Source organism: Rathayibacter sp. VKM Ac-2804 (assembly GCF_009866655.1).
Lineage (GTDB): Bacteria > Actinomycetota > Actinomycetes > Actinomycetales > Microbacteriaceae > Rathayibacter.
Genome location: NZ_CP047420.1, coordinates 3,296,694 through 3,317,654, shown reverse-complemented (window position 1 = coordinate 3,317,654; position 20,961 = coordinate 3,296,694). Strand labels below are relative to the sequence as shown.

The following is a 20,961-nucleotide window of genomic DNA, read 5'->3' as shown; positions in this document are numbered from 1 at the left end:
ATGACCGGCACCGAGGCGAGCGGTTTCGAGGCGACCGGCGGGAGTGCGGCCGGTGCTGAGGCGACCGGTGCCGTCAGGACCGCGAGCGCCGGGCCCGGCGCCGACGGGCCCGATCCCGACGCCGCCTCGCCCGGCTTCCGGCCCGACCAGCTCGTCGGCTTCCGGATCGGCGTCACCTCCGACCGCCGCTCCGAGGACCTGATCGCCGCCTTCGAGCGCCGCGGCGCCGACGTCACCCACGCGCCCACCATCCGGATGCGCGGCGTCGACACCGAGGGTGTCCTCGAGGAGGAGACCCGCGCGATCGTCGCGGCCCGGCCCGACGTGCTGCTCGCGACCACCTCCTACGGCATGCGCCGCTGGCTCGAGGCGGCCGACGCCGCCGGTCTCGGCGACGACCTGACCGACGCTCTCTCCGACGCCCGGATCCTCGTCCGCGGCCCGAAGGCACGCGGGGCCGTCCGCGCCGCCGGCCTCGACGACCACGGCATGAGCGAGCGCGAGACCACCACCTCCCTCGTCGACCTCGCCCTGCGCGAGGGCGCCGCCGGCCGCACCGTCGCCGTCCAGCTGCACGGCTTCACCGACCCGGCGCAGCTGCAGCGCCTCACCGACGCCGGCGCGACCGTCCTCACCGCCGCCCCCTACCGCTGGAGCGCGCACGAGGACTCGGCCCGCGTCCTCCGGCTGATCGAGGCGATCTGCTGCGGCGGCCTCGACGCCGTCACCTTCACCAGCGCCCCCGCCGTCGAGGCGCTCTTCACCGTCGCAGAGGCGGCCGGCCGGCTGGACGAGCTCCAGGCCGCCTTCCGCGAGACCGTCGTCGCGGCCGCCGTCGGCCCGGTCACCGCCGCGCCCCTCGTCGAGGCGCAGATCCTGCCGATCGTCCCCGACCGCTTCCGGATGGGCGCGCTCATCCGCCTCACCTGCGAGCACCTCGAGCAGTCCGCCCCCCGCATCGACACCGACTTCGGGCCCCTCGAGCTGCGCGGCCGGCACGCCCTGCTCGCGGGCACCCGCGTCGCCCTCACCCCCGTCGCCCTGGCGCTCTTCCGCACCCTGGTCGCCGCCGAGGGCGCCACCGTCGCCCGCTCCGTCCTCGCCGCCGCCGCCCCCGAGCCCCTCGACGACCACGCCGTCGACGTCGCCATCAGCCGCCTCCGCCAGGCCCTCCCGGAGCCGCGCCTCGTCGCCACCGTGATCAAGCGCGGCTTCCGCCTGTCCGTTCCCCGCTAGGCCCGCGGGCCTCCGCACGGCCGCCTGCGGCGTTGTCGTCGGTTGCGATACCGCCGGTATCGCTTCCTTCTCCGCCTTGCATCCGACCGCGCGGAGCCCCGCGGGTCGGTGGGTGTCCGCACGGCCGCCTGCGGCGTTGTCGTCGGGCGCGATACCGCCGGTATCGCTTCCTTCTCCGCCTTGCATCCGACCGCGCGGAGCCCCGCGGGTCGGTGGGTGTCCGCACGGCCGCCTGCGGCGTTGTCGTCGGTTGCGATACCGCCGGTATCGCGTTCTCCTCCGCCTTGCGGCTCACCGCGCGGAGACCCGCGGGCGGTTCGGCTTCCGCACGGCCGCCTGCCGCGTTGTCGTGGGAACCATCGGACGCGCGATGGGGTCTGCACGTCTACCTTCGCCCCGTTCGGGTCCATTCGAGCGGGCCGTGGCCGTCGAGTGGACGCGTGCGGGGGTGTGCGCACGAGCCGGACCCCATGTCGAGTCTCTTCGGGGAGGCGGCTGCGGATCGATCCGCGAGTGGACGCATGCCGGGGCATGTACGAGTGCCGGCCCCCTGTTCGCGTCTGTTCGTGCGGCGCGTCGACGTCGAGTGGACGCGGAGCGGGCGAGTGCGGTCAGCGGGACGGGCGCCAGCCGCCGGCCAGCAGGGCTCGGCGGACGCGGTCAGCGCAGCCGTGGAGGTCCGCGTCGAAGGAGGCGGAGGCGATGCGCACGACGGTCCACCCGGCGGCGGCGAGGCGCTCGTAGCGGATCAGATCGCGGTCCCACTGTGCTCGGTCGGTGCGATGGTGGTCGCCCTCGTACTCGACGACCACCCGCCATCGGCGGAACAGCAGGTCGACCCGCCCGATCCTCCCGTCGGCGTCGAAGAGCTCCACCTGCAGCTCGGGCTCGGGGAGACCGGCGGCCGCGAGCGCGAGGCGCAGGAGGGTCTCGCGGCGGGACTCCGCCCCCTCGCGGACGAGGTCGAGTGCCCGCCGGGCCGCGCGGGCGCCCCGCCCCTCATGACCCTCGAGCCGCCTCCTCAGTTCGCGCAGCGGAACCCACGGCCGCCCCGCCTGAGGCCGGACAGGGGCCAGCACGAGCGCGTCGCCGACGGCGACGAGGTCCTCCAGCGACAGCACCGAGGCGAGCTGGAGGAAGAGACTCGCTCCGTCCGCGAGGAGGAGCCCGCCGCGGCGGACGGCACGCAGGCGGGGGTCGCCGAGGGAGTGGCCGACGAGACCGCCTCCGCGCGGCGCGTGGGCCGGCGGCCGCACTGCGACGTGCAGCGGCTCGCCGGGCGGTTCCCGCGGCAGATCGAGCGGCCACAGCCGGGCGGCGGTGATGCCGCAGAAGACCGCACCCTCCATGACGGTCGCATACGCACGAGCGCGCTGCGCCACGGTCACGGCCTCGCCCCGGGGAACACGGACTCCCCGGAACGGTGCCTCGAGATCGCTCGCGCGCAGCCGCTCGATCCCGACCCCCGCTGCCAGCGCTTCCCGCACCGAGAACGCCCGCCCCGCGAGCGCGGGAGGGAGGGGGGCGGGCCGCGGCATCGCGCCATCCTGCCCGAGGGTTGGAGAGGCCCGCTCGCGTTCTCCACAGGGCGCGAGCGAGTGGCCGCGGAAGGGCCCCTGCTTCTTGTTCAGACCCCATCGAGTGTCCGCTCGCGGCCTGTCCGCGGGTGGGCGGTGCGCTGCCAGACTGGAGCGCATGAGCAGCGGAGCCCGCAGAGTGATCATCGCGCCCGACTCCTTCAAGGGGTCGGCGACCGCCGTCGAGGTGGCGGAGGCGCTTGCCGAGGGCTGGCGCAGCGCGCGGCCCGGCGACGAGCTGGTGCTCGCGCCGATGGCCGACGGCGGCGAGGGCACGGTCGACGCGTTCGCGGTCGCGGTGCCGGAGGCGCGCCGCCACGCGCTCACCGTCACCGGCCCCGACGACCGCCCCGTCGAGACGGCCTGGCTGCTGCTGCCCGACGGCACCGCGGTCGTCGAGCTCGCCTCCGCGAGCGGCATCACGCTGCTCGACCCGCTGCGCCCGCTCACCGCGCACACCCGCGGCTTCGGCCGGGCGATCGCCGCCGCGCTCGACGCCGGCGCCCATGCGGTGCTTCTCGCGATCGGCGGCAGCTCGTCCACCGACGGCGGCGTCGGGGCGCTGCGCGAGCTCGGCGCGCGCTTCCTCACCGTCTCCGGGCACGAGCTCGGCGACGGCGGCGGAGCGCTGCACGAGCTCGCGGTCGTCGACCGGCACGCGCTGCGCCCCGTCCCGGCCGGCGGCGCGCGCATCCTCAGCGACGTCACCAACCCGCTGCTCGGCGACTCCGGAGCCGCGCACGTCTTCGGGCCGCAGAAGGGCGCGACCGTCGACGACGTGCTCCGCCTCGACGACGGCCTCCGCCACCTCGCGGCGCACCTCGACGCCGACCCGGAGGAGGCGGGCACCGGCGCGGCCGGCGGCACCGGCTTCGGCCTGCTCGCCTGGGGCGCGCGCCTGGCCCCCGGCTCGGCCGCGGTCGGCGAGGCGCTCGGGCTCCCGGCGCTCGTCGCCGGCGCCGACGTGGTCCTGACCGGCGAGGGCCGCTTCGACGCGCAGTCGATGGCGGGGAAGGTGCCCTCCTACCTGCTCGGGCTCGCGGAGGCGGCCGGCGCCCGGGCGATGCTCGTCGCCGGGGCGATCCAGGCGCCGACCACCGCCTTCGCCGCGGCGGCCTCGCTGACCGAGGCGGCGGGCTCGGCGGCGGCGGCGATCGCCGACCCGCTGCCGCACCTGCGGGCGGTCGCGGCGGAGCTCGCACGCGCCTCCTGATCACCCGTCGAGAGCCCTCCTGCGGCCCGTGCTGCCCCGTCCCCAGGAACCCGTCCGCCGCGCCGCCTCGACCCGTCCGCAGCCCGCTCGCGGGGCCGCCGATGTCGGTGGTCGGCCGTAGCGTCGACGTATGGCCCGCGACGTGCGACGACCCCCACATGTAGTGGTCCGATCGCGCCCGAGCACCCGCATGTCGGGCATGCCGACACGCCGTGGAGCGTTGTACCCAGGGAACCCGTCGCGACTGTCCACAGCGGTGGATAACTCGGCGAGATCCGCGTCCTTCCGCGGGTCCGCGGGCCCCGGCCTGTGGATGGACCGGGGGAGGACCGGTGGATAACTACACGGATGTAACTACTACTCCTAGTGGGCTGCCGCCGGGCCGCCCACTATATGTAGTATTGCTGAGCAGGTCGGGCCGAGAGGCCCACCGGCACCGCCGCTCGGTCGCCGAGCGCCCCGCACCACCCCACATCACAACTCCCCACGACCGCCTCCCGCCCGCCCGGACCCCCGGCGCGGCACCGGATCCGGCCCTCGGGACACCTCCTTCCGAAAGGACGACACCCATGGCTGTGACGGTCTACACCAAGCCCTCCTGCGTGCAGTGCACCGCGACCTACCGGGCCCTCGACAGCAAGGGCATCGACTACGAGATCTTCGACCTCTCCGTCGACGAGAAGGCCCTCGACGCCGTCAAGGCGCTCGGCTACCTCCAGGCCCCGGTCGTCATCACGGACGACGATCACTGGTCCGGCTTCCGCCCCGACAAGATCTCCGCTCTCTGAGGCGTCTGATCGGCCGTCTGCGGCATTGTCGTCAGTCGCCGTAGCGCCGCTACGACTCCTTCCTCCGCCTTGCAGCTGACCGACCAGACGCCTCAGAGAGGGGCTGGTCAGGACACGGCGACGGAGGCAGAGCACACAGCTTCGCCGGTCCGGGTGCGCAGGTTCTGCCCCGGGCCGGCGGAGGATCCGCGGGAGCGGGTCCGCAAGCGCCCGCGAGGGCGGACGACGGAAGGACGGGGGAGGCGCGCGATGAGCGGACTCGTGTACTTCTCGAGCAGCTCGGGCAACACCCACCGCTTCATGCAGAAGCTCGGGCGGCCCGCGCAGCAGATCCCCCTGCACTCCCGGCGGGACGGCGCCGCGGTCGACACGCTCCACGTCGACGAGCCGTACGTGCTCGTCCTCCCCACCTACGGCGGGGGCAACGGCGGGGGAGCGGTTCCCAAGCAGGTCATCCGCTTCCTGAACGTCCCGCGCAACCGCGCCCTGCTCCGCGGCGTCATCGGCGCCGGCAACACCAACTTCGGCGAGGCCTACTGCCTCGCCGGCGACATCATCGCCCGCAAGTGCGAGGTGCCGCATCTCTACCGTTTCGAAGTATTCGGCACACCCGACGACGTCCGCGCCGTCGACGAAGGATTGGACTCGTTTTGGACGCAGCAGTGATCGACGCCCCCCGGGACGCCGCGCAGATGGACTACCACTCGCTCAACGCGATGCTGAACCTGTACGGCCCGAACGGGGAGATCCAGTTCGACAAGGACCGCGAGGCGGCGCGCGAGTACTTCCTGCAGCACGTCAACCAGAACACCGTCTTCTTCCACTCCCTCAAGGAGCGCCTCGACTACCTGGTCGAGAAGGAGTACTACGAGAAGGCCGTCCTCGACCAGTACTCGTTCGACTTCATCCAGGAGCTGAACGACCTCGCCTACTCGAAGAAGTTCCGCTTCGCGACCTTCCTCGGCGCCTTCAAGTACTACACGTCGTACACGCTGAAGACCTTCGACGGGAAGCGCTACCTCGAGCGCTTCGAGGACCGCGTCGTCATGTCGGCCCTCGGCCTCGCGCAGGGCGACGAGAAGCTGGCGATCGCCCTCGTCGAGGAGATCGTCGCCGGCCGCTTCCAGCCCGCGACCCCCACCTTCCTCAACACGGGCAAGGCCCAGCGCGGCGAGCTCGTCTCCTGCTTCCTCCTGCGCATCGAGGACAACATGGAGTCGATCGCCCGCGGCATCAACTCCGCGCTGCAGCTCTCCAAGCGCGGCGGCGGCGTCGCCCTCTCGCTCTCCAACATCCGCGAGGCCGGCGCGCCGATCAAGCAGATCGAGAACCAGTCCTCGGGCATCATCCCCGTGATGAAGCTCCTCGAGGACAGCTTCAGCTACGCGAACCAGCTCGGCGCCCGCCAGGGAGCCGGCGCGGTGTACCTCTCGGCGCACCACCCCGACATCCTGCGGTTCCTCGACACCAAGCGCGAGAACGCGGACGAGAAGATCCGCATCAAGACGCTCTCCCTCGGCGTCGTCGTGCCCGACATCACGTTCGAGCTCGCGAAGAACAACGAGGACATGTACCTCTTCTCCCCGTACGACGTCGAGCGCGTCTACGGCCTGCCCTTCGGCGACATCTCGATCTCCGAGAAGTACCGCGAGATGGTCGACGACCCGCGCATCAAGAAGACCAAGATCTCGGCGCGCGAGTTCTTCCAGACCATCGCGGAGATCCAGTTCGAGTCGGGCTACCCCTACATCGTGTTCGAGGACACGGTGAACAAGGCGAACCCGATCAAGGGCCGCATCAACATGTCCAACCTGTGCTCCGAGATCCTCCAGGTCAACACCCCGACGACCTACAACGAGGACCTCTCCTACAACAGCATCGGCAAGGACATCTCCTGCAACCTCGGCTCGCTGAACATCGCGCTGACGATGGACTCGCCCGACTTCGGCCGCACCATCGAGACCGCGATCCGCGGCCTCACCTCGGTGTCCGACCAGTCGCACATCACCTCGGTGCGCTCGATCGAGGACGGCAACGACAAGTCGCACGCCATCGGCCTCGGCCAGATGAACCTGCACGGCTACCTCGCCCGCGAGCGGATCCACTACGGATCCGAGGAGGGCATCGACTTCACCAACATCTACTTCTACTCGGTGCTCTTCCACGCCCTGCGCGCGTCGAACAGCATCTCGATCGAGCGCGGCACCACCTTCGAGGGCTTCGCCGACTCGAAGTACGCCTCGGGCGAGTTCTTCGACACCTACACCGAGAAGGAGTGGACGCCCGCCACCGAGCGCGTCTCCCGCCTCTTCTCCGAGGCCGGCATCGCCGTCCCCACCCAGGACGACTGGCGCGCGCTCAAGGCCTCGGTCATGGAGCACGGCATCTACAACCAGAACCTGCAGGCCGTCCCGCCGACCGGCTCGATCTCGTACATCAACAACTCGACGTCCTCGATCCACCCGATCGCGTCGAAGATCGAGATCCGCAAGGAGGGCAAGCTCGGCCGCGTCTACTACCCGGCGCCGTTCATGACGAACGACAACCTGGAGTACTACCAGGACGCGTACGAGATCGGCTACGAGAAGATCATCGACACCTACGCCGCGGCGACGCAGCACGTCGACCAGGGCCTCTCGCTGACGCTGTTCTTCAAGGACACCGCGACCACCCGCGACATCAACCGCGCGCAGATCTACGCCTGGCGCAAGGGCATCAAGACCATCTACTACATCCGTCTCCGCCAGCTCGCGCTGGAGGGCACGGAGGTCGACGGCTGCGTCAGCTGCATGCTGTAACGTCCCCCGTCGATCCCCCGACAGTCTCGAACGACCTATCCGCACGAAGAAGAGATCATGACTCCCCCTGAGAAGCTCAAGCTGGTCAGCCACGTCGACGCCATCAACTGGAACCGCATCCAGGACGACAAGGACGTGGAGGTCTGGAACCGCCTCACGAGCAACTTCTGGCTGCCCGAGAAGGTCCCGCTGTCCAACGACATCCAGTCGTGGAACACGCTGACCCACGACGAGCAGCAGCTCACGATGCGCGTGTTCACGGGTCTGACCCTGCTCGACACCATCCAGGGCACGGTCGGCGCCGTCTCGCTGATCCCCGATGCGCTCACCCCGCACGAGGAGGCCGTCTACACGAACATCGCGTTCATGGAGTCGGTGCACGCGAAGTCGTACTCCTCGGTGTTCTCGACCCTGTCGAACACCCAGGACATCGACGAGGCGTTCCGCTGGTCGGTCGAGAACCCGAACCTGCAGAAGAAGGCGTCCATCGTCATGGACTACTACCGCGGCGACGACCCGCTGAAGCGGAAGGTCGCCTCCACGCTGCTCGAGTCGTTCCTCTTCTACTCGGGCTTCTACCTGCCGATGTACTGGTCCTCGCGCGCCAAGCTCACCAACACCGCGGACCTGGTGCGCCTGATCATCCGCGACGAGGCCGTGCACGGCTACTACATCGGCTACAAGTTCCAGAAGGGACTCGAGCTGGTCGACCAGGCCAAGCGCGACGAGATCAAGGACTACACGTTCTCGCTGCTCTACGAGCTCTACGACAACGAGGCGCAGTACACCCAGGACCTCTACGACCAGCTCGGCCTGACCGAGGACGTCAAGAAGTTCCTGCACTACAACGCCAACAAGGCCCTGATGAACCTCGGCTACGAGCCGATGTTCCCCAAGCAGGTCACCGATGTGAACCCCGCGATCCTGTCGGCCCTCTCGCCCAACGCGGACGAGAACCACGACTTCTTTTCGGGCTCCGGCTCCTCCTACGTGATCGGCAAGGCCGTGAACACCGAGGACGAGGACTGGGACTTCTAGGCGTCGACACCACGTCCCGGCCTCCACGGCGAACGGCTCCTCCCCTCCGGGTGAGGAGCCGTTCCTCGTCTCCGCGGTCGGTGCGCGGAGGCTCTTCGCGTCAGCCGTTCCCGCAGCGCCGCGAGCGGGGTGGAGCTGCTCAGAGCGGTACTGCCTCCTGGCGTATCGCGCGGACGACCTCGTTGTCGCAGTCGTCGACGACGACGTCGACCGGGAAGCCGAGCAGCTCCGCAGCCCGACCGCGGAAAGCCGCGAGACCGAGGAAGTCGACGGCTGGATCTGCGGCGACGAGCAGATCGATGTCGCTGTGTTCGTGATCGGTGCCGCGGACCGTCGAGCCGAAGACGCGGACGTCGTGCAACCCGTGTTCGGCCGCGAGGGCCCGCACCTGGTCGGCGAGCAGTTCGAGAGCCAGCGAGGGACGAAGGCGCGCCGCCTTGAGAATCCGAGTGAGCTGCTCCGGGCCCACCCGTCGCGTTCCCGACTCGATCGCAGCGAGATCGGACCGACGGAGCCCGGCGGCGCGGGCGAGTGAGTCCTGCGACAGGCCGATGTCCTCGCGGGCGCGGCGCACCACCGCTGAGGTGTCGATCGAGCCTGTCTGCACGTCGACACGGTAACGGCCGAAGGAACGTCATGGCGAAGTGGCGCGAGGGCTCTCGTCGACAGGCCGGTCCCTGCCGATCGAGGAGTCGCTCCGCGCCGCACGACGAGCGGCGTCCCGCTGGTCGAACAGCCCCGCAGGGGCGTGTCACATGCTGGTCGAGTAGCCCCGCAGGGGCGTATCGAGACCCGCCGTCCTCAGAAGGCGGGTATGCAGACCGTCGTCCGACGCTGGTGGATCTCGATACGCCCGCTCCGCGGGCTACTCGATCAGCATGAACGCGAGCACCGCGGCCGGTCGGCGCATTCACTTCAGCGGCAGCCGCATCAGCACGCGCGGGAAGCCGTTGAGCACCGAGGTGGTGTCGGCCGCGTGCGAGAAGCCGGCCTTCTCGAAAAGGGCGCGGGTGCCGACGTAGGCCATTGTCTGCTCGACCCGCGCGCCGGCGTTGTCGACCGGGTAGCCCTCGATCGCCGGGGCGCCGTGCGCGCGGGCGAAGTCGACGGCGCCGGCGAGCAGGGCGTGCGAGATCCCGCGCCTGCGGAAGCCGGGGCGGACGCGGATGCACCAGACGCTCCAGACGTCCAGGTCGTCGACGTGCGGGATCCTCCGGTTCTTCGCGTAGCTCGTGTCGGCCCGGCGGTGCACGGCGGCCCAGCCCGCCACCTCGCCGCCGTCGTAGGCGAGGACGCCGGGCGGCGGGTCCTGCGCGACGAGCTCGCGCATCCGCTCGCCGCGGGCCGGGCCGCGCAGGGCGTTGTTCTCGGCGGAGGAGAGCAGGCGGTAGCTCAGGCACCAGCACACGCTCGCATCGGGCCGCTTCGGGCCGTTCATCGTCGCCAGATCGTCGAAGACGGCGGCGGGGCGCACCTCGATCGTCATGGCGGCAGCCTCCCACCGCGGCGTCTCCCCGGCAACGAGTGCGATTCACCACTCCGGCGCATGAATCGCACCAGCGCCCCCTGTTGGACGGCGCACAGGCGGCGCCCGTACCGTGGTCGAGGTATCCAACGAAGGAGCACTCCCTTGAAGCACGTCCCCCTCGGCGCCTCCGGCCTCGACTCCCCGAACGTCGTCCTCGGCCTCATGCGCATCCCCGACATGACCGACGACGCCATCCGCGACCTCGTCCGCACCGCGCGCGACTCCGGCATCGACTTCTTCGATCACGCCGACGTCTACGGCGGCGAGCTGCACCGCTGCGAGGAGCGCTTCGCCGAGGCGCTGGCGCTCACTCCGTCCGAGCGCGAGCAGGTCGTCCTGCAGACCAAGGCCGGCATCGTCGGCGACGGTCCGTACTTCGACTTCTCCTACGAGCACCTGATGCAGTCGGTCGAGGGCTCGCTGAAGGCGCTGCGCACCGACTACATCGACGTGCTCCTCCTGCACCGCCCCGACGCGCTGGTCGAGCCCGACGAGGTCGCCCGCGCCTTCGACGAGCTGCACGCGGCCGGCAAGGTCAAGCACTTCGGCGTCTCCAACCAGACGCCGTACCAGATCGAGCTGCTGAAGAAGTCGCTGAACCAGCCGATCGTCGCGAACCAGCTGCAGCTCTCGATCACGCACTCGCCGATGATCGCCCAGGGCGTGGCGTCGAACATGCTCGCCGAGGACCAGTCGGTCATGCGCGACGCGGGCATCCTCGACTACTGCCGCCTCAACGACATCACCGTGCAGGCCTGGTCCCCGTTCCAGAGCGGCTTCTTCACCGGCGTCTTCCTCGACAACCCCGAGTACGGCGAGCTGAACGCGGTCCTCGACCGCCTCGCCGCGAAGTACGACGTCCCGCCCCTCGCCGTCGCGACCGCCTGGATCACCCGCCACCCGGCGAAGATGCAGGTCGTCCTCGGCACGACGAACGAGCAGCGCGTGCGCGACGCAGCCCTCGGCTCCGACCTGCCGCTCACCCGGCCGGAGTGGTACGAGCTGTTCCGCGCCGCGGGCCACATCGTCCCCTAGAGCTCCCACCCCGGAGAAACGCGCGTCGGCGCACAGGGAGGCACGGACCGGACAGGGTCCGTGCCTCCTCTTCGTCTGCCCCCCTCCGCGAGATGCCACTTGCGTACGCGACACGCCGTGGAAGGCGTGCACAAGTGGCATCTCGCGGACGGGAATAGGGGAGGGCCCCCTGCGTTGAACTTGAGTGCAAGTGACTCAACTCTTTCAGGAGGACTGGTGCCCGACAACTACAACGAGGCCGGAGCGAGCTCGTTCGACGACTTCCTCGCCCGCTACCTCGACGGTGAGCGCGCCCGCGCGGCGCGGTCCATCGACCTCAGCCGCTTCCTCAGCGCACGCACCCAGAGCATCCTGCAGTCCGCAGGGCGCTTCGCCCTCGAGCGCGGCCAGACCGAGCTCGACGCCCTGCACGTGCTGCGGGTCCTCGTCGACGACGAGGCCGTGTCGCAGGCGGTCCGCCGCATCGGCGTCGACCCCGGCGCCATCGCGACCGCCACGGAGGCGCGCCTGCCGCAGGCGAGCGAGGCCCCGGCCTCGCAGAACGCGGCGACCATCACCCCGAGCGCCCAGCGCGCGCTCTTCCACTCCTACCAGGTCGCCCGCTCCAGCGGCTCGACCTACATCGACCCCGAGCACCTCTTCTTCGCGCTCGTGCTCGGCCAGGACGCGCCCGCCGGGCAGGTCCTCGCCCGCGCGGGCGTGACCGCCGAGGCGCTCACCCAGGGCCTGCGCGAGACCGTCGCCGGCGAGCAGTCCGTCCCCGAGCAGGGCGCGCCCGCGTCCGAGACCCCGATGCTCGACAAGTTCGGCACCGACCTGACCGAGCTCGCCCGCGAGGGCCGGCTCGACCCGGTGATCGGCCGCTCCGACGAGATCGAGCAGGCCGTCGAGATCCTCAGCCGCCGCACCAAGAACAACCCGGTGCTCGTCGGCGAGGCCGGCGTCGGCAAGACCGCGGTCGTCGAGGGCCTGGCCCGCGCGATCGTGGCCGGCGAGGTCCCGGAGCAGCTGCGCGACAAGCGCGTCGTCTCGCTCGACCTGCCCGCCATGCTCGCGGGCACCCGCTACCGGGGCGATTTCGAGGAGCGCCTCACCACGACGATGGACGAGATCGCGGCCCACTCGGGCGAGCTGATCGTCTTCATCGACGAGGTGCACACCGTTGTCGGCGCCGGCGGCGCGGGCGAGGGCGGCATGGACGCGGGGAACATCCTCAAGCCGCGGCTGGCCCGCGGCGAGCTGCACCTCATCGGTGCGACCACGCTCAAGGAGTACCGCACCATCGAGAAGGACCCGGCCCTCGAGCGCCGGTTCCAGCCGGTCCGCATCGGCGAGCCGAGCATCGAGGACGCCGTGGCGATCCTGCACGGCCTCCGCGGCGCCTACGAGGAGCACCACCGCGTCGCCTTCACCGACGACGCCCTGCGCGCCTCCGTCGAGCTCTCCGCTCGCTACCTGCCCGACCGGGTGCTGCCCGACAAGGCGATCGACCTGATCGACCAGGCCGGCGCGCGCCTGCGCCTGAAGCTGGGCGCGGGTGTCGACACCGACGCCCTGCTCGCGCAGCTCGCGACCCTCGAGGGCGACAAGAACGCGGCCGTCTCGGCCGAGCACTACGAGGAGGCGTCTCGCCTGCGTGACGAGATCACCGCGGTTCAGGCGTCGCTCGACGCGGCGACCGCCGGCGGAGCCGTCTCGCAGGAGGCGGTCGTCGGCGAGGCCGAGATCGCCGCGGTCGTCGCCCGTGCCACCGGCATCCCGGTGTCGCGGCTGACCGAGGGGGAGCGCGACCGGCTCGCGCAGCTCGAGACCGAGCTGCACCGGCGCGTCATCGGCCAGGACGCCGCGGTCGCTGCGGTGGCCCGCGCCGTGCGCCGCAGCCGGACCGGGATGGGCGATTCCTCGCGGCCCGTCGGCTCCTTCCTCTTCCTCGGCCCGACCGGCGTCGGCAAGACCGAGCTGGCCCGCACGCTGGCCGGCTCGCTGTTCGCCGACGAGCAGTCGGTGATCCGCTTCGACATGAGCGAGTTCGGCGAGCGGCACACCGTCTCGCGACTGGTCGGCTCCCCTCCCGGGTACGTCGGCTACGACGAGGCCGGTCAGCTGACCGAGCGCGTGCGCCGGAACCCCTACTCGGTCGTGCTCTTCGACGAGATCGAGAAGGCGCACCCGGACGTCTTCAACCTGCTGCTGCAGGTGCTCGACGACGGACGCCTGACCGACGGCCAGGGCCGCACGGTCGACTTCCGGAACACCGTCATCATCATGACCTCGAACCTGGGGTCGGAGTTCCTCGCCTCGCGCTCCGGTGCGCTCGGCTTCGTCGCGCAGAGCGACGAGTCGGCCGAGGGCTTCGCCTCGGAGAAGGACCTGCACGATCGCGTGATGGGCCGACTCCGCGAGGCGATGCGACCGGAGTTCCTCAACCGGATCGACGAGATCGTGCTGTTCCGTCGGCTCGGCCACGCGCAGCTGCGCGAGATCGTCGGGCTGGTGCTCGAGGCCAGCCGTGCGCGCCTCGCCTCCCGCGAGGTGTCGCTCGAGGTGACCGAGGCCGCGATCGACTGGCTGGCCGAGCACGGCTACGAGCCGCAGTACGGCGCCCGGCCGCTCCGCCGCCTGGTGCAGCGCTGGGTCGACGACCGCATCGCCGACCTGTTCGTCTCCGGCGACGTGACCGACGGCGGCGCCGTCCGCGTCGACGCGATCGCCGGCGACCTGGTCGTCACCTCGAAGGCGACCCTGCCCCTGGCAGCCTGACCCCGCACCTTCTGGTGAGGTGACGCCCCCGGCGTCCCTCCCGCGAGATGCCACTTGTGCACGCGTTTCACGGCGTGTCGCGCGCACAAGTGGCATCTCGCGGAGGGGAGCCGGGGGTTTCGCGCGTCCGGGGGGAGGAGGAGACGGGGTGTCGAGTGGTTGCGGGGGGTCGCGCGGGCGGATAGACACGAGGGACGAGAACCGGAGGCACGATGTCGAACCCGCGCTACTACGATCCGGTCGGCAAGGCGGTCCGCGCGCTCCTGGTGATCAGCCTGGTCTGCTTCGGGCTCGCGGTCGGCTTCTTCGCCCTCGACATCGTGATGCCCGGCAGCATGACCGACGCGCACCGCCCCTGGTCGGAGGCGAGCGGCGGGCTGGCCTGCTTCGGCATCGCGGCGCTGATCGTGCACTACGCGACGGTCGCCATCGTCGGCGCGCTGCGCGGCCGCGGCTGACGCGGCCCTCTTCTGCTGATCGAGCAGCCCGCGGAGCGGGCGTAGCGAGATCCACCACCGTCAGAAGCTGAGTCTGCAGACCCGCCCTGCTGATGACCGTGGGTCTCGATACGCCCCTGCGGAGCTACTCGGCCGGCATGAGCCGAGACGCCCGTGCGGGGCTTCTCGGCCGATAGGAGGCGCGGCCGCCGGCACGGGAAACGGCTCCGGCTCGCGGGAACCGGGGGGGGGGTTCTGCGAGCCGGAGGCGGTTTCACGTGCCGGAGGGGGGGCTACGGGCACTTCTTGGCGGTGATCGAGACGCGGAGGGTGGCGTCGGGGGCGACGCCGGTGCCGCCCGCGGGGTCCTGGCCGGTGACCTGGCCGGCGTCGGGGGCGTTGCCGTTCTCGGTGCAGGACAGGGTGATCTTCGAGAAGCCGGCCGAGGCGAACGCGGCCTTGGCGGTCTCGAGGTCCTGGCCGACGACGTTCGGCACCGTCTGCTGACCGGCCGCAGGGGCCGCCGGAGCGGCGGGATCCGCGGTCGGGGCGGGAGCGGGGGCGGGCGCGGGTCCCGAGCTCGGGATGATCGTCACCGTGGTGCCGCGGGTCGCGGTGCCGGACGGGCTCTGGCGGACGACGGTGCCCGACGCGGCGGAGTTCGCCTCGGCGGCGCCCTCGGTCACGCTGAAGCCGGCCGACTCGAGCTTCGCCCGGGCGTCGCCGACCGAGAGGCCGGTCACGTCGGGGACGTTCACACGCGGCACGACCTGCAGCGAGCCGTCGGCCTCGGGGAACGTGGTGCCGCCGTACTTCGCATTGGCGGCGGCCATGACCACCGGCCAGATGCGGTGACGGGCGGTCGCCGCGGATCCGGTGTCGAAGGAGTAGCGCGGAGCGCGGAGGCTCGCGGCACCCTTGATGTTGAAGACACCCACGGCGGTCGCGACGCGGGTGCTCGCCCCGGTCATCCAAGTAGCGACGGCGTCGTCGGTGGTTCCGGTCTTGCCGATCAGCGGGATGCGGTCGGGAGTGCGGGAGGCGACCGCGGTGCCGCCGTTCGTGAACGTCGACTGGAGGGCTACAGCCGCCGTAGCGGCGACGTTGCGGTCGATCGACTGGCGGCAGTTCGCTGCAGGGACGGGCTGCTCGGCTCCGGTCGCGTCGACGATCTTGTCGATCGCGATCGAGTCGCACGTCGATCCGCCGGACGCGATGGTGGCGAAGGCGCCGGCCATCGAGAGCGGGGACACGTAGTTGGTCCCGAGCACGGACGACGGGTTGTGCTCGAGCTCCTCGCCGTTGCCCCGCTTCACGCCCATGTCCGCCGCCGTGTTGCGGATGGCGCACAGGTCGAGCTCGCGGGCCATGCCGACGAAGCCCGTGTTGAGCGAGGTCTTGGTGAAGTCGACGGCGGTGCCGACTTGGCCGTTCCCGCCCTCGTCGTTCTTGGCGCTGGTCGAGCCTGCGTAGTTGGTGCCGCCGGGTGCGCACGAGTCCTCGAAGCTGCCCCAGATCGCCTTCCGCGTCCCGTCCACGGACTCGTTGATGCTGTGCCCCTCCTTCAGCCACTCCACCAGGGTGAAGAGCTTGTAGGTGGAGCCGGGCTGGATGCCCGAGGAGCCGCCGTAGGCGCGGTCGGTGCTGAGATTGATGGCGCTGTAGGAGGGGTCGGCCGCGAGCACGTCCGGATCCTGCGAGTACTTCTTGTTCTGCGTCATCGCGAGGACGCGGCCGGAGCCGACCTCGACGCTCACGGAGACCGCTCCGACGTCGAAGTTCCAGGTCTGCGGGACCTGCGCGTTGACGGCGGCGACGGCCGCGTTCTGCAGATCGACGTCGAGCGTCGTGTAGACGTCGAGGCCGCCGCGGCGGAAGTTCGTCCAGCGGGTGTCCTCGTCGTCGCCGAACGTCTTGTCGTTCTTGAGGATGTTGGTGACGTAGTCGCAGAAGTAGCCCGCGTCGCCGGCGGTGGAGCAGCCGGTGCTCGGCTCGGTGATCTGCGGCTCGATCGGCGACGCGACGGCGGCGTCGTGATCCTCCTGCGAGATCTTCCCCTCCTCCAGCATCTTGCCGATGATGTAGTCGCGGCGGTCCTTGTTGCGCAGGTAGCCGTTCGCGGCGCCGTTGTCGGGGTTGTCCGGCTGGTCGAGGCGGAGCACGGCCGGGTTGTTCACGATCGCGATGAGGCTCGCGGCCTGGGCGACGGTGAGGTTCGCGGCGGTGGTGTTGTAGTAGTAGTTGGCGGCGGTCTCGATGCCGTAGGTGGTGCCGCCGAAGAAGGCGATGTTGAGGTAGCCCTGGAGGATCTGGTCCTTCGAGTACTCCTTCTCGAGGCCGATCGCGAGCTTCATCTCGCGGAGCTTGCGCTCGGGGGAGGTGCGCGTCGCGGCGTCGATGGCGGCGGCGCGCTCGGCCTCGTCGGTGATGTTGCGGACGGCCTTCTCGACCAGCACGTTCTTCACGTACTGCTGCGTGATGGAGGACCCGCCCTGGGTGTCGTTGCCGAGCACGTAGGTCTGCGCGACGGCGCGCAGGGTGCCGGGGAGGTCGACTCCGCCGTGCTCGTAGAAGCGGGGGTCCTCGCCGGAGACGGCGGCGTCCTTGGCGAACTGCGAGATCTGGTCCAGCGGGACCTCGACGCGGTTCTCGACGTAGAAGGAGGCGAGCAGCTGCGGGGAGCCGTCGGCGCGGGTCGCGTAGATGTTGCTCTTCTCGGAGAGCTTGTCGACCTCGAGGTACTCGGGGAGACCGTCGAACACTCCGATGGACTGGTTCGCGGCGACGCCGGCGATCGCCACAGCAGGAGTGACGGTGGCGGTCACGAGGACTCCTGCCACGACGCTCATGCCGAGGAAGCCCACGATCGCCTTGATCACGCCACCGGTTGTCCTGCTGTCGGACGCCAAACCTTCTCCTTCGGGTCACCCCCGATCATCACGACGGCCGCCACCGACGCCCCGGACGCCCACTGCGCCGGGTCAACCCCGACAGACTAACCGCAGAACCGCGAATGACGAAGGGCCGGTCCGGGGCCTGAAAAGGGCCTGTGCGCGGGCGACGAGCGTCTCGGACGCCGCGGGAGCCCGTGCGGACGCCCGGAGCGGCGCTCCGACGGCGGCCGTCAGGCGGTGACCGGCCAGACGTAGTCCAGCCCGGGGAGGGTGTCCGGGAAGAGCGGCGCGTAGTGCTCCGGGTCCTTCTCCACCAGCTTCGAGCGGTGCGAGAGGTGCACGTCGTCGCGGCCGAACCAGGGCGGCAGCTCGATCTCGCCGGCGCGGTACAGCGCGGTGTCGTCGGGGTCGAGCGCGAGGGCGGCCTCGGTCTTCTCGAGGCAGGTGTCGGCGAAGCCGCGGTCGGTCCAGGCGTCGCAGGTCTCGCGCTGATAGGCCATCACCGCCGGCCGGTAGCCGCGCCACATCCGCACCGCGGGGTGGTGCTGCCAGCCGTAGCCGGGCACGGTGAGCGCCCGCATGATCTGCAGGGTCTCGATCCGCTGCTTCCCGAGCCGCTTGCTGTCGAGGGCGCGAGCGCTCGCGCGGAGGTCGGGGACGGGGAGGAAGGTCTGCACCCGCCCCATTCAAGACGACGCGGATGCTCCTCGGCTGTGGCCGCCCGGACGCCGCCCGGCCACCGGCCCGTCACGCCGATGTCGCCTGCGCGGCGTACCGTGCGGCGCATGACCGGTCTCCCCCTCCTCGCCACCGACGACGTCCAGCTGCGCTGGGCGCGCCCCGAGGTCCTCGACTCCGCCCGGCACCGGATGCTCCGGCTGCTCACCCTCGCCGAGCGTCTGCGCTACGAGGCGACCGGGCGCCGTGAGGTGCGCGACGGCTTCCTCCTCGGCCGGGTCCTGGTCCGCGAGCTCGCCGCCGAGACGCTCGGGATCGATCCGCTCGACGTCCGCGTCGACGCGCGCTGCGGGCAGTGCAGCGGACCGCACGGGCGCCCCGTGCTCGGCGGCGACCACCCGGCGCTCGAGCGGATGCGGATCAGCATCGCCCACTGCGACGGCGCCGTCGTCGCCGCGCTCGCCACCGGTCGCGAGATCGGCATCGCCGCCGCCCGGGCCCGCGCGGTGCGCGAGCGGATCGCGTCGGGGAGCACGAGCGCGGAGCAGGTGCTGCAGGAGCTGCGGACCCGCGCCGTGGTCAAGGCCGACGGGCGCGGTGCGTCCGGCGAGGAGCACGTGCTCTTCCGCACCCGCGAGGGGGCGACGGAGGCGTGGATCGAGGGCTCGGAGGGCTATCTCGCCGTCTCGGAGCCGGTGGTGCACTCGGCGCTGGTCGTCACGGTCGCGGTCGCGCAGGACTGACGGCGCGCGGTGCGCGCCGGGACACCCGACGGCGGGCGCCGCCGAGCGGCGGTGACGCCCGAGCGCTCTACTCTCCGAGGACTCTCCTCCCACCGAGTCCTCGGGAGTCCTGCATGCCCGGCCGTCTCCGCCTGCCCGACCGTCCGGGAGGCGCCCGTGCGCCCGCTCCCTCCGCTCGGTGGATCCGCCGACGTCGTGCCGCGGTCGTCGCGCTGACGCTCCCCTCGCTGGTGCTCGGGGGCTGCGCGGAACGGGAGTCGCCCGATCTCGCGTCCGGCGTCGACGTCGACATCGCCGCCTCCGCCGACGCCGGTGCCGTCCTCGACCGGTCCGCCGGCACGATCGAGCTCCCGATCGACGCGTACTTCCTCGACCCGGCCGCTCAAGGGCGGCTGGTGCAGGCGAACGCCCTGCTGCTCGACGCCTGCCTCCGAGAGAGCGGCCGGTCCTACCCGCCGGCCGAGCTCGGGCCCGTGCCTCGTCCGCCGCTCGCCGACGGCGTCTACGGGGTGTGGACCCGGGAGCAGGCGGCGCGCTCCGGCTACGAGCTCGACGCGGAGCGGACGGCGATGATGCGCGCGCTCGACGAGTCGGTCGTCGCGGCGAGCCGGGCCGACGCGGGCTGGGGGCCCGCCTTCGCCGACTGCCTCGAGTCGACGGAGCACCTGCCCGAGCTCGGCCGCGACAGCGCGGACGCGGCGTCGCTCGCGACCACGGAGCTGCCGCGGCGGATCCGCGAGCGGGCGAGGTCGGCCGCCGAGTCGACGCGCGAGTGGGCCGCGGTGCGCGCGCGGTGGAGCGCCTGCCTGGTCGAGCACGGGCTCGTGCTGCGGACCGGCGAGCGCTCGCCGGGGACGCCGGAGGTGCCGGTCGAGCGCGAGGACGCGGTCCGGACGGCGCTGATCGACGTGGGCTGCAAGGAGGAGACGGCGCTCGTCGAGACGCTGAGCGAGCTGGAGGCGCGGAATCAGGCGGCGCTGATCGCGCGGGAGCGGACGGCGCTCGCCGAGCTCGCCGAACGGGAGCACGCCGTCGCGGTGCGGGCGGAGGAGATCCTGGCGACGCTCGGGGAGTGAGAGCCGGGCCGGCTCACTCGAAGAGCGAGAGGGTGAGCGTCGAGCGGTAGCCGCCGGCCGCGACGGTCGGCTCGGTGCCGAGCAGGAGGGCGGCGGTCGCGGACCACGAGCCGGACGCCCCGGGGGAGTCGTCGGCGGCGCTGAGGAGCACCGCGTCGCTGAGGCCCGGGCCGCCGTCGAGGGTCCCTGCGACGCGGGGGCCCGCGGAGACCGCGTCACCGGTGCCCGTGAGCTCCGGGGTCCAGCCGAGGTGCTCGGCGCCGATCGTGCGGCCGCTCGTGCCGGTGAAGTCGCTCGCGGAGGCGAGGACGTACCAGCCGGAGGCGGCCGGGCTCGGCGCGGGGTCGCGGCTGTCGGTGACCGTGACGGTGGGCAGCGCGCCGACGAACCGTCGGCGCAGGGGTGTGGAGCCGGACTCGACGAGAGTGGCGGACGAGTCGGCGACGGTCATCGACAGGACTCCGGGGACGGCGGGCGGGTCGATGCTGACGCCCACGTCGACGCCGCCGGCGTCCTGCTGCTCGGGGACGCGGTCGGGGGTCTCGGGGGAGGGAGTCGCGGTGGGGGCGGGTCCGTCGGGGGAGGCGGGCGACGTGGAGGCGGGTGGCGTGGCGTCCAGTCGCGTGGCGTCGTCACCCGGGGCGGCGGCGGGAGTGGCCGCGCTCGTCGCCGCGGGCGCTGCGCAGCAGGCGGTCGCCGCGTCCGTGACGGACTCGCGACCGCTGCGCGCGGCGGTCGAGGGCCAGGGCAGTGCCGTCGACGAGACGGAGGACGTGGCGACGGGCACGGGCGCGGCCGTGGCCGTGCTCTCGGGAGCGGTGACCGCCTCCGGAGCGAGAGCGGCCGAGGCGAGGAGGACGCTCAGCGCGACGGCGGCGGTGGGGACCGCGGTCGCGAGGACGGCGCGGGTGGTGCGGATCACTGAGGTTCCCGTTCTGCCGGTCGCGGCGATGCACCGGCCTGAGATTCCTATCAGTGGCGGGCGGGCGGGGGAGACCCCGCTTCCGGGTGCAGTGGGGAAGGGGCGGACGCCCCTGCTCATCGAGCAGCCCGCGGAGCGGGCGCCTTCGGCGCCAGCGCAGGGCGGGGAAGAGACCGACGTCCTTGGAGTGGAAGGGTCTCGATACGCCCTTGCGGGGCTACTCGACCAGCATGCAGAG

At 71.7% G+C, this 20,961-nt stretch carries 17 protein-coding genes; 11 read left to right on the top strand and 6 right to left on the bottom strand.

Annotated elements, in window-relative coordinates:
• A complete protein-coding gene (locus tag GTU73_RS15460; protein WP_160090569.1) occupies window positions 1–1,236 on the top strand; it encodes a uroporphyrinogen-III synthase in 1,236 nt (411 codons plus the stop codon).
• Between the two features lie 611 nt (window positions 1,237–1,847).
• On the opposite strand, the gene GTU73_RS15455 is transcribed toward GTU73_RS15460, so the two are convergent.
• Complete coding sequence (locus tag GTU73_RS15455; protein ID WP_208543679.1) at window positions 1,848–2,585, bottom strand: DUF559 domain-containing protein; 738 nt, start codon at window positions 2,583–2,585, stop codon at window positions 1,848–1,850.
• A 346-nt stretch (window positions 2,586–2,931) separates the two neighbouring features.
• On the opposite strand from GTU73_RS15455, the gene GTU73_RS15450 reads away from it, so the two are divergent.
• The 5 genes from GTU73_RS15450 to nrdF all read left to right on the top strand — a co-directional run bounded on the left by GTU73_RS15450 (window position 2,932) and on the right by nrdF (window position 8,650).
• Window positions 2,932–4,026, top strand: coding sequence for a glycerate kinase (locus tag GTU73_RS15450; protein ID WP_160090567.1), 1,095 nt, complete (start codon window positions 2,932–2,934; stop codon window positions 4,024–4,026).
• A gap of 569 nt (window positions 4,027–4,595) precedes the next feature.
• On the top strand, window positions 4,596–4,814 hold the full coding sequence (gene nrdH, locus GTU73_RS15445; protein WP_123447771.1) for a glutaredoxin-like protein NrdH: 219 nt from the start codon (window positions 4,596–4,598) through the stop codon (window positions 4,812–4,814).
• A gap of 249 nt (window positions 4,815–5,063) precedes the next feature.
• Window positions 5,064–5,480 carry a class Ib ribonucleoside-diphosphate reductase assembly flavoprotein NrdI gene (gene nrdI / locus GTU73_RS15440; protein ID WP_123447770.1) on the top strand — a complete coding sequence of 139 codons (417 nt, stop codon included), beginning with the start codon at window positions 5,064–5,066 and terminating at the stop codon, window positions 5,478–5,480.
• 26 nt (window positions 5,481–5,506) lie between these two features.
• On the top strand, window positions 5,507–7,612 hold the full coding sequence (gene nrdE / locus GTU73_RS15435) for a class 1b ribonucleoside-diphosphate reductase subunit alpha (RefSeq protein ID WP_123737423.1): 2,106 nt from the start codon (window positions 5,507–5,509) through the stop codon (window positions 7,610–7,612).
• A 57-nt stretch (window positions 7,613–7,669) separates the two neighbouring features.
• Window positions 7,670–8,650, top strand: a complete 981-nt coding sequence (gene nrdF / locus GTU73_RS15430; protein ID WP_123447769.1) for a class 1b ribonucleoside-diphosphate reductase subunit beta — start codon at window positions 7,670–7,672, stop codon at window positions 8,648–8,650.
• A 139-nt stretch (window positions 8,651–8,789) separates the two neighbouring features.
• On the opposite strand, the gene GTU73_RS15425 is transcribed toward nrdF, so the two are convergent.
• A complete protein-coding gene (locus GTU73_RS15425) occupies window positions 8,790–9,257 on the bottom strand; it encodes a nucleotidyltransferase domain-containing protein (protein ID WP_160090566.1) in 468 nt (155 codons plus the stop codon).
• A 303-nt stretch (window positions 9,258–9,560) separates the two neighbouring features.
• Window positions 9,561–10,136 (bottom strand): GNAT family N-acetyltransferase, encoded by a 576-nt coding sequence (locus tag GTU73_RS15420; protein WP_160090565.1) that lies wholly within the window; start codon window positions 10,134–10,136, stop codon window positions 9,561–9,563.
• A gap of 144 nt (window positions 10,137–10,280) precedes the next feature.
• Here GTU73_RS15420 and GTU73_RS15415 point away from each other — a divergent pair, with 144 nt between their 5' ends.
• From GTU73_RS15415 to GTU73_RS15405, 3 genes are all read left to right on the top strand, one after another.
• A complete protein-coding gene (locus GTU73_RS15415; protein WP_279630797.1) occupies window positions 10,281–11,213 on the top strand; it encodes an aldo/keto reductase in 933 nt (310 codons plus the stop codon).
• Window positions 11,214–11,429: 216 nt separating this feature from the next.
• Window positions 11,430–13,973 carry an ATP-dependent Clp protease ATP-binding subunit gene (locus tag GTU73_RS15410; RefSeq protein ID WP_160090563.1) on the top strand — a complete coding sequence of 848 codons (2,544 nt, stop codon included), beginning with the start codon at window positions 11,430–11,432 and terminating at the stop codon, window positions 13,971–13,973.
• Between the two features lie 212 nt (window positions 13,974–14,185).
• Window positions 14,186–14,431 carry a hypothetical protein gene (locus GTU73_RS15405; RefSeq protein WP_160090562.1) on the top strand — a complete coding sequence of 82 codons (246 nt, stop codon included), beginning with the start codon at window positions 14,186–14,188 and terminating at the stop codon, window positions 14,429–14,431.
• Between the two features lie 272 nt (window positions 14,432–14,703).
• On the opposite strand, the gene GTU73_RS15400 is transcribed toward GTU73_RS15405, so the two are convergent.
• Both GTU73_RS15400 and GTU73_RS15395 read right to left on the bottom strand, forming a co-directional pair.
• Window positions 14,704–17,289, bottom strand: a complete 2,586-nt coding sequence (locus GTU73_RS15400; protein ID WP_160090561.1) for a transglycosylase domain-containing protein — start codon at window positions 17,287–17,289, stop codon at window positions 14,704–14,706.
• 245 nt (window positions 17,290–17,534) lie between these two features.
• Window positions 17,535–17,990, bottom strand: a complete 456-nt coding sequence (locus GTU73_RS15395; RefSeq protein ID WP_217274657.1) for an MSMEG_6728 family protein — start codon at window positions 17,988–17,990, stop codon at window positions 17,535–17,537.
• A gap of 99 nt (window positions 17,991–18,089) precedes the next feature.
• On the opposite strand from GTU73_RS15395, the gene GTU73_RS15390 reads away from it, so the two are divergent.
• Window positions 18,090–18,725, top strand: a complete 636-nt coding sequence (locus tag GTU73_RS15390) for a hypothetical protein (RefSeq protein ID WP_160090559.1) — start codon at window positions 18,090–18,092, stop codon at window positions 18,723–18,725.
• Window positions 18,726–18,838: 113 nt separating this feature from the next.
• A complete protein-coding gene (locus tag GTU73_RS15385; RefSeq protein WP_160090558.1) occupies window positions 18,839–19,801 on the top strand; it encodes a hypothetical protein in 963 nt (320 codons plus the stop codon).
• Between the two features lie 13 nt (window positions 19,802–19,814).
• Here the strand turns inward: GTU73_RS15385 and GTU73_RS15380 are convergent, their stop codons facing one another.
• Window positions 19,815–20,723 (bottom strand): hypothetical protein, encoded by a 909-nt coding sequence (locus GTU73_RS15380; RefSeq protein WP_160090557.1) that lies wholly within the window; start codon window positions 20,721–20,723, stop codon window positions 19,815–19,817.
• Window positions 20,724–20,961 lie beyond the last annotated feature (238 nt).

Excerpts from the sequence above, each read along its gene's own strand:
- GTU73_RS15450 (WP_160090567.1), top strand. The coding sequence starts at position 2,932 with ATGAGCAGCGGAGCCCGCAGAGTGATCATCGCGCCCGACTCCTTCAAG.
- GTU73_RS15390 (WP_160090559.1), top strand. The coding sequence starts at position 18,090 with ATGACCGGTCTCCCCCTCCTCGCCACCGACGACGTCCAGCTGCGCTGG.
- GTU73_RS15420 (WP_160090565.1), bottom strand. The coding sequence starts at position 10,136 with ATGACGATCGAGGTGCGCCCCGCCGCCGTCTTCGACGATCTGGCGACG.
- nrdE (WP_123737423.1), top strand. The coding sequence starts at position 5,507 with ATGGACTACCACTCGCTCAACGCGATGCTGAACCTGTACGGCCCGAAC.
- nrdF (WP_123447769.1), top strand. The coding sequence starts at position 7,670 with ATGACTCCCCCTGAGAAGCTCAAGCTGGTCAGCCACGTCGACGCCATC.
- nrdI (WP_123447770.1), top strand. The coding sequence starts at position 5,064 with ATGAGCGGACTCGTGTACTTCTCGAGCAGCTCGGGCAACACCCACCGC.
- GTU73_RS15455 (WP_208543679.1), bottom strand. The coding sequence starts at position 2,585 with ATGGAGGGTGCGGTCTTCTGCGGCATCACCGCCGCCCGGCTGTGGCCG.
- GTU73_RS15460 (WP_160090569.1), top strand. The coding sequence starts at position 1 with ATGACCGGCACCGAGGCGAGCGGTTTCGAGGCGACCGGCGGGAGTGCG.
- nrdH (WP_123447771.1), top strand. The coding sequence starts at position 4,596 with ATGGCTGTGACGGTCTACACCAAGCCCTCCTGCGTGCAGTGCACCGCG.
- GTU73_RS15385 (WP_160090558.1), top strand. The coding sequence starts at position 18,839 with ATGCCCGGCCGTCTCCGCCTGCCCGACCGTCCGGGAGGCGCCCGTGCG.
- GTU73_RS15405 (WP_160090562.1), top strand. The coding sequence starts at position 14,186 with ATGTCGAACCCGCGCTACTACGATCCGGTCGGCAAGGCGGTCCGCGCG.
- GTU73_RS15395 (WP_217274657.1), bottom strand. The coding sequence starts at position 17,990 with ATGGGGCGGGTGCAGACCTTCCTCCCCGTCCCCGACCTCCGCGCGAGC.